Consider the following 14,294-nt stretch of genomic DNA (forward strand, 5'->3'; position numbering starts at 1 on the left):
AACTCTTCAATTAAATATATCGAAAAACTTTTATGAATCGTCGGTTGACACTCTTAACGAGTGCCCACACAGATTGTCTTGTTATAAATTTTTAAAGAACAATGCTAAGAATTTTCTTAGCTACTTCAGTGTTTCTCCCTGAAGCGGGACGCGCATTCTACCCGCTTCGTTTTCAGTGTCAACAACTTTTTGAATTTAATTTCTCAAGTGTTTTTCAGTGAAAACTGTTATAACTCATCACGTTTGCTCTGTGTTATAACACTTCTTTAGTAGTCTCTTTCGTGACTCCCTGTCAGAAGTGGGGCGCATTTTAGAGATTTATAATCGCACGTCAACACCTACACCTAAAAAAGTTGTGTTTATGCGTTCGAATGATTACTTTATAGACTATACATACAATAATTAGACAATTTGAACTAATTGCGAATACGATAGCTCTATTATAAGAGCAATAATAGCGTCCATTAGGGACGTAATTTAATGAGGGTGGAGTATGACTCCCAGAGTTAGCATACCGTTTTTTGTAGTAGCTATGTGTTTACCCGCACTATGTTTCGCAGCATCTAACGCAGACACAGTTAAGAATAATAATGATGATTTTCAGATCCAGTTTCTGAAACGTCAGGTTGATCAAAACATGTCTATTGGCCGGGCTATCCGATCGATTGCCAGCCACTATCCCCAGGATGTGGTGTCTATTGTAGATGTTGCACTGGATACTTATCCTGATAAATACCGCGAAATTATCTTTGCCGCCATCTCAGCACAGCCCGCTTCTACTCAGGATATTGTGCAGATGGCAATTGAGAAAGATGTCAGTACCTGTACTAATATCGTTAAGCTGGCAATTCGCGCTGAACCCAGTTATGTAGATTTTGTTGTTCAGGCCGCAGCCGACACGACTCCGGAAGAGCTGGATGAAATCGTTCGTGTAGCAGTACAAACTGAACCTGACTCGGCCGATCGTATTGTGCAGACGTTATCTCAGGAGCATCCCAATAAGGTAATTGAGATCCTGTCAACCGCACTGAATACTGTACCCTATGTAGGCGAGTATGTTGTTGATGCATTGCTTGCAGTGTTCCCTGCCCAGTCGGATGAGGTAATTACCACCGCCCTGCAGCAAACTCATGCAGAGAAAGAGCAGGCAATCCGGATATTGGAAACAGCGCAAAGTTATGGTGTCAGTGACGAAAGGCTGGCTGAATATGGTCAGTCCATAGGTCTAACTGACGAAGATATACAGGTAGTACTGAACAGATAAAACAAAGGGGAGCAAACGCTCCCCTTCTTGTTTTCTTTCTTAATTAGTCTGCACCGAACAAATCGCGGCTGTAGACTTTATCAAGAACGTCACGAATATCGTCTGTCACACGGTTAGCAACAATAACATCTGACATTTCTTTAAACGCATTCAAATCGTTAATTACACGGGAATTAAAGAACTCATCCTCTTTAATAACCGGTTCATAGACCACCACTTCAATACCTTTGGCCTTAATACGTTTCATGATACCCTGAATCGCACTGGCGCGGAAGTTATCCGAACCGGACTTCATGATCAGACGGAAAATGCCGACAATTTTAGGACGGCGACTGATAATCGAATCGGCCACAAAATCCTTACGGGTGCGGTTAGCATCGACAATAGCCTGAATCATGTTGTTAGGCACTGCGCTGTAGTTTGCCAGCAGCTGCTTCGTGTCTTTAGGTAAGCAGTAACCACCATAACCAAAACTTGGATTGTTGTAGTGTTTGCCGATACGCGGGTCAAGGCCTACACCTTCGATGATCTGCTTAGAATCCAGACCATTGCTTTCTGCATAGCTGTCCAGTTCATTAAAATAAGCAACCCGCATTGCCAGATAAGTGTTGGCAAAAAGCTTAATGGCTTCTGCTTCAGTACTGTCGGTAAACAGTACTTCGATATCTTCTTTAATTGCACCTTGTTTGAGTAAGCCAGCAAACACCTCAGCCCGCTCACTTCTTTCGCCCACAATAATACGGCTTGGATAAAGGTTGTCGTAGAGCGCGCGACCTTCACGTAAGAACTCAGGTGAGAATAGAAGATTGTCAGTACCGTGTTCTAGTTTTGCTTCTTTGGTAAAACCTACAGGTACGGTTGATTTAACAACCATAACCGCATCAGGATTTACTTTCATTACAGTTTTGATGACTGCATCAACGCTGCCGGTGTTAAAATAGTTGGTTTGCGGGTCGTAATCAGTAGGCGTTGCGATAACCACGAAATCTGCATCGCGGTATGCCTCTTCAGCATCAAGAGTCGCTCTGAGATTAAGTTCCTTCTCCGCCAGATATTGAGAAATTTCTTTATCTTCAATAGGCGACTTCCGTGCGTTGAGCATTTCTACCTTTTCAGGAACTAAGTCAACAGCAACAACTTCATTGTGCTGGGCAAGCAGCACTGCGTTTGATAATCCTACGTAGCCAGTCCCGGCTACTGCGACTTTGAGCTTTTTATTTGCTTCCATTTATATCTTTCTCCAACTTTAATTCTTAATTCCGTTAATTGCCGGACTCGCTGAACTCTTCTTTCGTTTTCACAGAAAAATTTTCCCGCTTTAACGTGAGGTTCGGGCTGTAGGCAGGATCATGTTGAATGTAATCACACCACTGTACCTGAAGATAATCGAGCTCTTTTTTGAATCTGGCTGCTTTCTCAGGGGACAGATCAAGCCCCCGGCTCACAGACTCATGGTGATAGAGCTCCGCTTCCGCGCAATACAGGTTCCTGACACCAGTTTCTCTGACCCTGAGGCAAAAATCTACATCGTTAAAGGCGACAGTGAGATCTTTCTCATTTAAACCACCTACTTCAATAAATTTTGATTTTTTCACCAGTAAACATGCAGCTGTTACAGCCGAATAATTCTGTGTGGCAATCAATCGTTTCAAATAACCCGGGTGATATCGGGGAAAATACTTGTGAGCATGCCCTGCTCCGCCACCATATCCCAGAACAACACCAGCGTGCTGTACCCTGCCGTCAGAATAAAGCAGTTTCGCACCTACACAACCGACATCATCTCTTAACGCATGACTCAGCATGTATGTTAACCATTCAGGTTTGATAACCTCTATATCATTATTGATAAGGCCAACAACCTCTCCTCTTGCATGTTGTACGCCAAAGTTATTAATGGCTGAGTAATTAAACTCACCCGGATATGACAATACGCGTATCTGCGGCTCCTGACTCAGTTTTTTAAAATAATCAATGCTTTCCTGTTCATCTGAGCCATTATCAATAAGTAGTATTTCAAAATTATTGTACGTCGTTTTTTGTAAAATGGACTCAATACATGCCTGAACCAGTTCTTTTCCATTCCTGGTGGGTATAATTAGCGACACTAACGGGTTGCTCAACACCGGCCACTGAACATGGTTTATGCCCAGTTCTTTATCGTAAACCGATACCGGCTTACCGGTTTCATTGAGTATGCAGGTAATTTCGTTTAACGCTCTCTCTTTGAGCGAGTCTTTACCCCGATGCACCAGCGTATAGGGAATGTGCCTGATGATAGTGTCTTTCTTATGTACTGCTATTTTTGCCAGCAGACCGGCAATAGTAGTTTCCTGACTGGCTATTCCTTTGATCAATTCAGCACTAAACATAACACCGGTATTGACATAAGCAGTTGAAAATAATAAATCCGGATTCCAGTCAGGCAAAAAATGGGGGGAAGTACGTTTTCCTTTTTTATCGAACTTGTCTGTATCGCAATAAAAAATATCTGCATCAGCACCTGATGACGCAAAAATATCAGAAGCTTCCTCAACAAGAGTATCACCACTGTTTACGAGGAGTACCCCAGATGATGCAGGAATGCCTGCAACGGCTTCGCAAATACTTGAGAACTCGTTGTTGCTGTTCGCAGAACTTTTTGTATTTACGACGAAAATGCGCTCAGAAAGAATTCCACACTTTTTTGCTGAACTCAGAGTCTGTTCTGATTGCTTCTTGCCCAACACAACAAGAAAGAGCGCATTGCCGGCAGAATCATTGCCTGAGAAACTCTTTAGTGCCTGATTCTGCTCTTTCAAGTAAGCACCGTACAAGGCTATTCTTTTCTTCTTTGAAGGAAAGCCATAGAACAAGCCGGAGCGTTGTAATGAGCGACTGTAAAACTCCGTCAGCTTATGATTGTCTTTTAACCGGGCTTTAACGGATTTTGGTAACAGACCCACTGCTCCCTTTACCGTCATCATCGCAATTTTTTTCATACTGCCATTTTCCATGCGTGCAACAAAAGGCCGCGTTTAATAGCGGCCTTAGTATCTTAACATGATTGATTACAATGGTGCTTAGTTACCTGCGCCCAGACGCTCACCCTGATAGCTGCCGTCTAACACCGCTTTCCACCAGGCTTCATTGTTCAGATACCACTCGACAGTTTTGCGGATACCGCTTTCAAAGGTTTCCTGCGGTGTCCAGCCCAGTTCTTTCTGAATCTTGGAGGCATCGATGGCATAGCGCATATCGTGGCCGGGACGGTCTGTTACGTAAGTGATTTGCTCTGCGTACCTGGTACTTTTTGGCTTCACGTCATCCAGAATAGTACAGATGGTTTTCACCACGTCGATGTTCTGTTTCTCGTTATGGCCGCCAATGTTATAGGTTTCACCAATTTCACCGTTAAGGGCTACCACAACCAGTGCTCGCGCATGGTCTTCCACATACAGCCAGTCACGAATTTGATTGCCTTTGCCGTATACCGGCAGCGGCTTTCCGGCCAGAGCATTTAAGATAACCAGCGGAATGAGTTTTTCAGGGAAGTGATACGGACCATAGTTGTTCGAACAGTTGGTCACCAGTGTTGGCAGTTTGTAGGTGCGCAGCCAGGCACGGACCAGCTGGTCTGAAGATGCTTTACTCGCGGAATAGGGTGAACTGGGTGCGTAGGGCGTTGTTTCAGTAAACAGTGGCAGTTCTGTGCCCTCTTCCACGTCATCCGGATGTGGCAGGTCGCCGTACACTTCATCGGTGGATATGTGGTGGAATTTAAAGCTGTCTTTTTTCTCACCTTCCAGCTTTGACCAGTACGCGCGAGCCTGCTCGAGCAACGTGTAAGTGCCGACGACGTTAGTCTGGATAAATTCACCCGGGCCGTCGATAGAGCGGTCAACGTGTGATTCTGCTGCCAGATGCATAACGATGTCAGGCTGGTGTGTGTTGAATACACGTTTTACTTCGTCGGCATCGCAGATATCTACCTTTTCGAAGAAGTAGCGGTCGCTGTCTGACACGGTAGTCAGTGACTCCAGGTTACCGGCATAAGTCAGTTTATCTACATTGATAACCGTATGGTCGGTATCGTTAATCAGGTGACGGACTACCGCCGAACCGATGAAGCCGGCACCGCCGGTCACTAAAATGGTTTTGCTCATTGTGTATTGCTCTGTTGTGCTTTCAGTGCATCCAGCATGGCGGAAAGTTGTGCACGCCAATGGGCAGGTTGCAATGAAGAAAAGGTTTCGCGGGTCAGGGTTTTATCCAGCACGCTGTAGTGCGGTCGCTTCGCCGGTGTGGGATATTGTGACGACGGAATAGGCAATACAGGAATGTTGTTTTCAAGCAGGCCTTTTTCGACTGCCAGTTCCTGAATGGCCAGTGCAAAATCGTACCAGCTGGTGACGCCTTCGTCAGTCCAGTGGTAAACACCGGCCGTCTTGTTTTGTGCCGCAAACAAACAGGCCTGTGCCAGCCCGCTTGCCAGTGTAGGCGAACCAATCTGGTCATCAATCACAGTGAGCTGTGGTTTATCTGCGATCAGGCGCAGCATGGTTTTGACAAAATTATTGCCGTGGGTCGAGTACACCCAGGCGGTGCGGATTAAACAGCTTGCATCCGGGATGGTGTTTAACAGCACTTTTTCACCATCGGCTTTGGTTTGTCCATATACGCCCTGCGGTTCAATGGTGTCATCCACGGTATAAGGCGAGCCTTTTTTACCGTTGAACACATAGTCGGTGGACACATGCACCAGGAAGATATCGCTTGCTTTGCAGTACTCAGCAAGATTCGCCACGCCCTGTGTATTAATCAGCGCCGCTGCTTCCGGTTCAGATTCTGCTTTATCTACTGCGGTGTAGGCCGAAGCATTGATGACAGCTTCAGGTTTAATGCTGTCCAGCGTTTCGGCGAGAGCTGCCGGATTCGTGATGTCGATATCATCACGACCCAGACAAACAATGTTGCCACCGCCTGCCTGCTGAAGCTCGTAAGCCAGTTGTCCGGATTTCCCTATTACAACAATTGACATGGGCTTTCCTTAAAATGCCGGTGCGTCGGTAAAGGCCAGGCCTTCCGCATCTTTTGCAGACAGCGACGGCGCTTCGCCGTTTACCAGCGGCCAGTTGATACCGATAGTCGGGTCATCAAACTTCACCGACACTTCTGAGGCAGGATGATAATAATCCGTGCACTTGTAAACGAACTCTGCCGATTCACTGGTCACATAAAAACCGTGCGCAAAACCGGCCGGCACCCACAGTTGACGTTTGTTTTCAGCTGACAGCATTACGCCGACCCATTTGCCAAACGTGGGCGAGTCTTTACGCATATCCACCGCCACATCGAACACTTCGCCGCTGACCACACGGACTAACTTGCCCTGAGTCTGTTCCAGCTGATAATGCAGACCACGGAGAATGCCCTGCTTAGATTTTGAATGGTTGTCCTGTACGAAATCCACATCGGCACATTCCTGTTTGAACCAGTCAGTGCGGAAGGTTTCGAGGAAAAAGCCACGCTCGTCACCAAAGACGCGGGGCTCAATGATTTTGACATCCGGAATGTCCGTCGATACTACTTGCATACTTTTACCTGAATAAAAATCGAATAATCTTTTTAGCGTGACAGCGTACCGTTACACTTTAACGCGGTCGCTGATGACTTTCATCAGATAATCGCCATAGCCACTCTTCTTAAGCGGGGCTGCCAGCTTTTCAAGCTGTACCGCATCGATAAAGCCCATGCGGAAAGCCACTTCCTCCGGACAACAAACTTTGAGGCCCTGACGTTTTTCAATTGCAGCCACAAAGTTAGCAGCGTCCAGCAGGCTGTCCAGCGTACCGGTATCCAACCAGGCAGAACCACGCCCCATCAGTTCGACTTTCAGCGAACCGTCCTGCAGATAAAGGTTATTCAGGTCGGTAATTTCAAGCTCGCCACGGGGAGAAGGCTTAACAGCCTTAGCAAAATCCACCACGCGGTTGTCGTAATAATAAAGACCGGTGACCGCATAGTTTGATTTAGGCTTGGCAGGCTTCTCTTCAATAGACAGTGCATTCCAGTCTTCGTCGAAATCCACCACGCCGTAACGTTCAGGGTCGTTCACGTGGTAGCCAAAAACTGTCGCGCCGGTTTCCTGCTGATACGCATTCTTCAGGGAAACTTTTAAATCGTGGCCATAATAGATGTTATCACCGAGAATAAGCGTGCAGGCATCGTTCCCGATGAACTCTTCACCAATGAGGAAAGCTTGCGCAAGACCGTCCGGGGAAGGTTGTACGGCATACAGAATATTAATTCCGAGGTCAGAACCATCACCAATCAGTTCGATGAACCGGGCCTGCTCCTGCGGCGTGGTTATGATGAGAATGTCACGGATACCGGACATCATCAGCGTCGCCAGCGGATAGAAAATCATCGGCTTGTCATACACCGGCATCAGTTGCTTGCTGACGACTTTAGTTAGCGGGTGGAGGCGTGTGCCTGAGCCACCGGCAAGTATTATTCCTTTTCTCATAACTTCTACCCTACAATTCGAAAAACAATAAAAAATTAAATTTGACCCGTAATATCGAGATATGACTCTAATACTTTCCGAATTATATAACTTTCAGTTTCAAGATCTTCAAACTGCCGGAAATATTCCTTTCCACTTTTTGCTATTTGTTCGCAAAAATTATCGTTTTTTCTACACCAATCCAAGGTCTCGAGTAAATTAGATAAATCACTATTAATAGGAACATAATGAACAAAAGGGACTAACTTAGATTCCATTAGCCAGCTGTCTCTAGTAGGTTTAGGCATTATAGGTACACTGTTAGATTTTAAAATCCACTTTAACGAAGTAGCAACATCATTACCCTCTAAACAGATTATATACTTATAATCTAGTTGTTGATTTATGCTGAGCTTATCTTTAATGAGATGAGACCACTTACCTTTTCCTTGTACAATTTCTGAAAAACCTACGTCTAGGATTCGCCCATAGCCGTTAACCAGAACAAAACGAGAATTACACTCATCATCTAAATAACCAGTTGATGCACCACGCCACACCAAATCGTTTTTCTTTTCGTTCCAGCGTAAAGAATCATTTGGTAGGTTTTTCCAATGACGCATCGTATTCAATTTTAAAAGTATGCCAAAGCTAGTATCTGTACTTCTCGACTTCAAGATCACCGGTTCATTTTCATCAACAATCTGATCGCCAAATTGAAAAATAAATTTTTTCTCAATAATATCCTTTATATCAAAATCTAATAAATATTTAATAAAGTCAGCAACATAAGAGCCGGGACTATGTATCTTTGAAATCTGTTCGTAAGATCCTATGAAAACTTTATCATTACGAAATTCATCAGATTTCATACTAGTCTTGCTAGAAAAATCGTATGATTCCAAACTACTGGAAGCTCCTAGATAAAAGTTAATACGTTCATCTATAGGGATAAAATGAGAATCAACATGACTGACCTTATTTTTAGGAGCATTAAGAATACTTCGCGAACTAACTTCATATTTTTTTATTACACAATTTGAAATATAATCCGTAACAACATTTGAAAAACTAGTTTCTAGTACTCTTCTTAAATTCTCGATTGACCTAAGATCAAAATAATTATTCGCAGAATCATTGTCGGAAGAATAAGCTTCAAATTTATTGATAAGAGAAAATGACTGCAATTCATTACAAAATCTTAAATTCGATTCAGAAAATAAATTAATAAAACTTTGACGTTCCTTACCTGATGGTTTTAAAAAACAAGAATCATCAACAATTAATTCGTCTGATAACTTTAAAGAATCCTGAGACAAGTTCATAGATATTAAAGTATGCTTGATAAGGCTTCTACTACGACTTACCAAAGGCTCTTTGATAATAGATTGAGAATTAAAATCTATTTCTACAATTTTAGCAAAATCTTCACAAATAGATTTCTCATTTAAATATGGAAAAAAGTGAACATGATTTTTACCAAGAGCCTCTATCCACCAAAGATATTTCTGATGGTAATCGAAATAATCTAACAAGTTTTGAGACACATCAGGCAAAGCATTTAACGAATGACCACATAAAATGCTAGAAGGATTAGAATTTAAAAAAGCTGTTTTAGTAGCTTGTTGTTTCAAAAGTATAGAAGCAACATCCTGTCGCATATAGTAAAAATATATATATATATTATCAAATTTTTCTCTCAGCCTTTCACAAAATCCAGATATAGACTCATATGAATTCAAAAGAGAAATATGTTCAGCTGAAACAATTACATTATTTGCTTGTGAAGCCAACACCATGTTAAAAAAATCGTCTAAAACATTAACATGCAAGCGGGAATCTATATTTTTAACGATGAATGACGCAGAACTGTTACCACTTTCGTGAGTATAAACGAACTCAAAATTTCTACCTTTAATCTGCTCTACATTATTAAGAAGAAAGTGCTGCAAAGAGAAAGTGCCAGCTTTGTGATAACCAGCATGCAAATGTAAATTTCTCACACGTTGTTCCCTACTAATAAAGGTGAAAATAGATCTAGATATTTAATTTTAGATGTCATTAATAAAAAGTCCGTTAGCCATTTAAGATTTCATTTAGCCTGTTTAGATATCGGGTTGATATAGATCGAACGCTAAAGTCTTTCAATGCGGTACTCTTACCTTTTTGAGCAATATCTTTCCTCTTCTCACTATTGTAATAGGCTTCTCTCATTGCATTTGATGCACTTACTATGGAAGGCTCTGCCCACTGCTGTCCTGCCTTTACAAAAACATAATCCTCTTTGTCAACATATTTCAATTCGAAGTCGATTAACCATGAATTTTCTGACGAACAGAACTCTAAGTTACCCGAGTAATTAGTTGCAATTACAGCAAGTCCCAAGCCCATCGCTTCAATCATTCCAAAACCCCAACCCTCAGAACGATGAAGAGACACATAGCAGTCACATCCAGATTTAAACTTGATTAAATCGGAGTATTTGAATGTCTCATCCACAATCCTTATTCTAGAATCCATTGATACTTTATGATTAATTTCTTCCCATATCTCAATCTGTTTTTTATCGACGATAAAATCTCTATTATGAGTTTTGATAAGTAAAATAGCTTCTTCATCATCAGGGAAAGCATTCTGAAAAGCAGTAATGGTTCCAAGTGGATTCTTCCGCTCAGGAAATGAAAAGGAGTCAAATGCAAATAAAAACACCGTACTACTCTGAGGAATACCATATTTTTCTTCAAGTAAGGTCTTACCCAGCTGATTATCTACGTCTTTAATTTCTTCATATGCCATACCAACATTTACAACAGGTTTATCTACATATCCTGAATACTGGTCTACACCATAGTCTGTCGAAACCCATATTTCATCAACAAGTTCCATCCCTAATGCATGACAGTCTGCCGGAGAATCCAGTTCCCAATAAAAATATCCAATATTATAACTGTTGCTGAAATAATCCGGATAATACGCAAATAAAAGAGGAATAGATTCTGCATTTAAATGTATAAGATTAATCTTTGCCTTAGCTAAAGTACTTTCAGTTTTTTGAGCGTTAAATCCCTCTTTAGCAGGGTTATCTAAACCAAAATCAACAATATTAACATCAAGACCTGTGGCAGCAAGAATATCAGCACTCAATCTTGTAGCTTGACCTAGTCCAGATGCTTTATTCACCGGTCCTATAAGTTGAACATCATATTCAAAAATATCACTTTCTAACGGTGACTCATAGACATTTCCCTCTGTTCGATTTCCTTTATCGTCAATAGTTAAAAAAGATTTTGTAGATAAATTTAATCCCTTTTGTAGAAACGTACTAAGGATGTGACCCGAACTGAAATTAATTGTATTAATAGTCTCTGAAGTACAAAAACTATATAGCTCTTCAATAAAATTAAACTTGTGATCTTTTGAAATGAATTCAAGTATAACAGAACTTGGTATTGCGAAAATCAGAGGCAGTAATTTAGTAGACCGGACTAAGAGTAATGCGTAAAAGGCTTTCCTATTTACTTCAGAATTCAAATCAAAGTAATTTAATTCTTGATTCTCCCGAAAATACAGTTCTGCCATTGCGGTCAACGGATAATTATTTGTTCGCTGACTGTGTCCAACGCTTCCCATCAGGGTTCTGTATGAATCTGGTAATAAGCAATCTTGGACATTTAAAGTACACGCTGTATACAAACAAAATTTATATACTTCTTGTTTGAAATCATCGATGTTATTCAGTATTTTCTGAATATCCAAGGCAGGTTGATATTTGAATAAATAAAGGACGTGTAATCTACTAAATTTATACTTACAACCTGGAAAGACGACTAATTCATTTAAGTAATCGAGTTCTACACTGGAAAAAGGAATGCGTATTGGATTCCTATGTGCCCCATACGACTCAATATACCATAGCAAATAGTTATCAATATCTTCAGCAAGGTAATCAGTTTTAAAAACACCGTCTACTCGAAATCGCTTCCTTGTAAAATCTAAATATTTAGATATCCTTGGTTTTGGTTGATATTTATAATTGTCACATGCAGTAGCCTTGTCGTTTGCAATCTCAAATAATTTATTTATTACTTTATTTTGCTTTTTTTTATACTCTCTATATTTAAAAAGATCTACAGGAAGGTCTTTTTCAGAAAGAAATTTTGTGCTTTTGTTAAGGAATGAAAAATCGAACTCCTCAAATTCAGTATAAATATTTTCCTTCTGTATTTTTGATAGCTGATTTCGCTTAAACAAAAATCTACTTAGCAAAAGTTCACTTTCACCTTTAGCGACTATTTCAATCTCTAACTCTGATTCATCAGCATATTGTAAAGCTGATTGACTTAATTCAAAATTGAATCCAGCGTAACCGTTACCTTTACCAGCATCTTTTAAATCAGGGCGGTAATTTCTAGCAATTGTGCTTCCCAGCATTCTATTACCAATTCTAGCAATAACTTTCAACGGGTTATCATCAGAAATACTTCTAGCCCAACCAATTATTAAACCACCCTCATAGGTGTCTACAAATCCCTCATAATTATTATTTTCTGCCATCATCTAACCCTTTAACATTTCTTTTAGATAACATTTAAAATTTGGAACCTTCAGATTTGGAAAGCCAGTAAGTAACTTTTTATTATCTCCAACTATTTTACTTATTTCATTCTTCCGAACATATAAAGGATTAACATTTATATCAATTTCATAACCAGAAATTTCTTGCAAAATTTTAACTATCCCTAATAAAGATATACTTTTTCCGCTACATATATTAAATATCTCACTTTTAAAGGGCGATTTAATTAAATGAACATATGAATCGACAATAAAGTCCACTGTCGAAAAGTCTCTTTCTACATTAATATTTCCAAGTTCAATTGAACTTTTATTCATCCTGAAATGATTGACGATCTTAGGAACCAAAAATTTATCAGCCTGCCCTACACCCGTATAATTAAATGGCCTTGTAATAACTATAGGAAGATATTCAAAAAAATTAGATGAAATCCTTTCCATTGCGAATTTACTGCAAGCATAATGATTTACAGGCTCAGCACTTACTACTTCCGAAATTTTTCCACCTTTATTGCCATACACATTTGCGCTACTCGATATTAATATTTTTTCCGGTATCCATTGAGATGATAGTACAGCATCAAGCAGATTCTCAGTTCCAATTACGTTTACTTTGTAGAAAGCTGATGTATTTTCATGTGCAACAAATGAAATAGCTGCAAGATGAATTATATAGTTAGGTTTTATGGTCTGAATAATTTTTGTTAATTCTTCCTTATTTGAAAGATCCGATTTATAGACTCTTTCTGATTTAGAAATATTTTGAGATAAACCGTAAACCTCATATCCATCATCTTCTAATCTCAATCGTAAGTAATTACCAGTAAATCCGTTTACGCCGGTTATAAGAACCTTTTTAGAATGAAAATCCAATTTTATTTCTCCTTAGATCGGCTTGAACCATCATAGAACATAACTCTTCTAAAGATGTTTTTGGAGTCCAGTTTAACTCTCTCTGTGCTTTTTCCGGATTTCCAATTAGAAGATCTACTTCCGCAGGTCTGTAAAACTTCGGATTAATTTTTACGATAGTTTTGTCTGTTGCTTCGTCGATAGCGTATTCTTCTTCATCCACGCCAATCCATTTTATAGTTATTCCAGCAGCTTTAAATGACATCGTGACAAAATCCCGTACCGTTTCTGTACGATTCGTAGCCAATACATATGTATCTGGCTTTTCAGCCTGCAACATTAACCACATACCTTCGACGTAGTCTTTTGCAAATCCCCAATCGCGTTTTGCATCTAAATTTCCGAGTTCTAGTACATCAAGTTGTCCAAGTTTAATTTTTGCAACACTGTCGGTTATTTTCCGAGTAACGAATTCTTGACCTCTAAGTGGTGATTCATGATTGAATAATATTCCACTCGTGGCAAACAGATCATACGATTCTCGATAATTCACTACCATCCAGTGAGCGTATAACTTTGCAACACCATAGGGACTTCTTGGATAAAATGGAGTTGTTTCAATTTGGGGAATTGCTTGCACTTTACCAAACATTTCTGAAGTCGATGCTTGATAGAACTTTATTTTTGGATTTACGATCCTAATTGCTTCCAGTAAGTTAACAGGACCAATACCGGTAATTTCTGCTGTTGTTAAAGGTTGATCAAATGATACCCCAACAAAACTTTGAGCCGCGAGATTATATACTTCCTGCGCATTCGAAGATTGTAACAGTCTTATACTCGATGATAGATCAGTTAAATCATATTCGATCAAATGCAGATTCGGATTATTTTTAATACCCAACTCTTCAATACGCCAGAAGTTAACTGAACTCGTTCTTCTGTAAGTACCATAAACTTTATAACCTTTGTTCAAAAGTAGTTCAGCTAAATATGCAGCATCCTGCCCTGTAATCCCTGTAATTACAGCTACTCTATTTTTGTCCATTATTTAACCTCAAAATTTAAATATTATTTTTTAATTTATCGAATACTTCTAACTAATTTTCTAATATA

11 protein-coding genes are annotated in these 14,294 nt (G+C 40.2%); 1 reads left to right on the top strand and 10 read right to left on the bottom strand.

Annotated features, from left to right (window positions below):
- Positions 1-532 precede the first annotated feature (532 nt).
- Positions 533-1,264, top strand: coding sequence for a hypothetical protein (locus tag ACXAGC_RS06560; RefSeq protein WP_474844146.1), 732 nt, complete (start codon positions 533-535; stop codon positions 1,262-1,264).
- A gap of 43 nt (positions 1,265-1,307) precedes the next feature.
- Here the strand turns inward: ACXAGC_RS06560 and ACXAGC_RS06565 are convergent, their stop codons facing one another.
- From ACXAGC_RS06565 to gmd, 10 genes are all read right to left on the bottom strand, one after another.
- Positions 1,308-2,492, bottom strand: a complete 1,185-nt coding sequence (locus ACXAGC_RS06565) for a nucleotide sugar dehydrogenase (RefSeq protein ID WP_474843477.1) — start codon at positions 2,490-2,492, stop codon at positions 1,308-1,310.
- 34 nt (positions 2,493-2,526) lie between these two features.
- Entirely contained in the window at positions 2,527-4,245 is a 1,719-nt protein-coding gene (locus ACXAGC_RS06570; RefSeq protein ID WP_474843479.1) for a glycosyltransferase family 2 protein, read from the bottom strand.
- An 81-nt stretch (positions 4,246-4,326) separates the two neighbouring features.
- A complete protein-coding gene (gene rfbB, locus ACXAGC_RS06575) occupies positions 4,327-5,409 on the bottom strand; it encodes a dTDP-glucose 4,6-dehydratase (protein WP_474843481.1) in 1,083 nt (360 codons plus the stop codon).
- A complete protein-coding gene (gene rfbD, locus ACXAGC_RS06580) occupies positions 5,406-6,284 on the bottom strand; it encodes a dTDP-4-dehydrorhamnose reductase (RefSeq protein WP_474843483.1) in 879 nt (292 codons plus the stop codon). Before rfbD ends, rfbB begins: the two co-directional genes overlap by 4 nt.
- A 9-nt stretch (positions 6,285-6,293) precedes the next feature.
- On the bottom strand, positions 6,294-6,839 hold the full coding sequence (rfbC, locus tag ACXAGC_RS06585; RefSeq protein ID WP_303575284.1) for a dTDP-4-dehydrorhamnose 3,5-epimerase: 546 nt from the start codon (positions 6,837-6,839) through the stop codon (positions 6,294-6,296).
- 51 nt (positions 6,840-6,890) lie between these two features.
- The gene (gene rfbA / locus ACXAGC_RS06590; protein WP_474843485.1) at positions 6,891-7,772 is read right to left on the bottom strand and encodes a glucose-1-phosphate thymidylyltransferase RfbA; all 882 of its coding nucleotides are present in this window, start codon (positions 7,770-7,772) and stop codon (positions 6,891-6,893) included.
- Between the two features lie 35 nt (positions 7,773-7,807).
- Positions 7,808-9,754 (bottom strand): glycosyl transferase family 90, encoded by a 1,947-nt coding sequence (locus ACXAGC_RS06595; RefSeq protein ID WP_474843487.1) that lies wholly within the window; start codon positions 9,752-9,754, stop codon positions 7,808-7,810.
- Between the two features lie 73 nt (positions 9,755-9,827).
- Positions 9,828-12,308 (bottom strand): glycosyltransferase, encoded by a 2,481-nt coding sequence (locus ACXAGC_RS06600; RefSeq protein WP_474843489.1) that lies wholly within the window; start codon positions 12,306-12,308, stop codon positions 9,828-9,830.
- Complete coding sequence (locus tag ACXAGC_RS06605; protein ID WP_474843491.1) at positions 12,309-13,199, bottom strand: NAD-dependent epimerase/dehydratase family protein; 891 nt, start codon at positions 13,197-13,199, stop codon at positions 12,309-12,311. It abuts the gene before it with no gap.
- On the bottom strand, positions 13,183-14,226 hold the full coding sequence (gene gmd, locus ACXAGC_RS06610; RefSeq protein ID WP_474843493.1) for a GDP-mannose 4,6-dehydratase: 1,044 nt from the start codon (positions 14,224-14,226) through the stop codon (positions 13,183-13,185). Before gmd ends, ACXAGC_RS06605 begins: the two co-directional genes overlap by 17 nt.
- Positions 14,227-14,294: the final 68 nt, after the last annotated feature.

The sequence above is a fragment of the Alteromonas sp. AWJ4_197 genome, assembly GCF_056160285.1.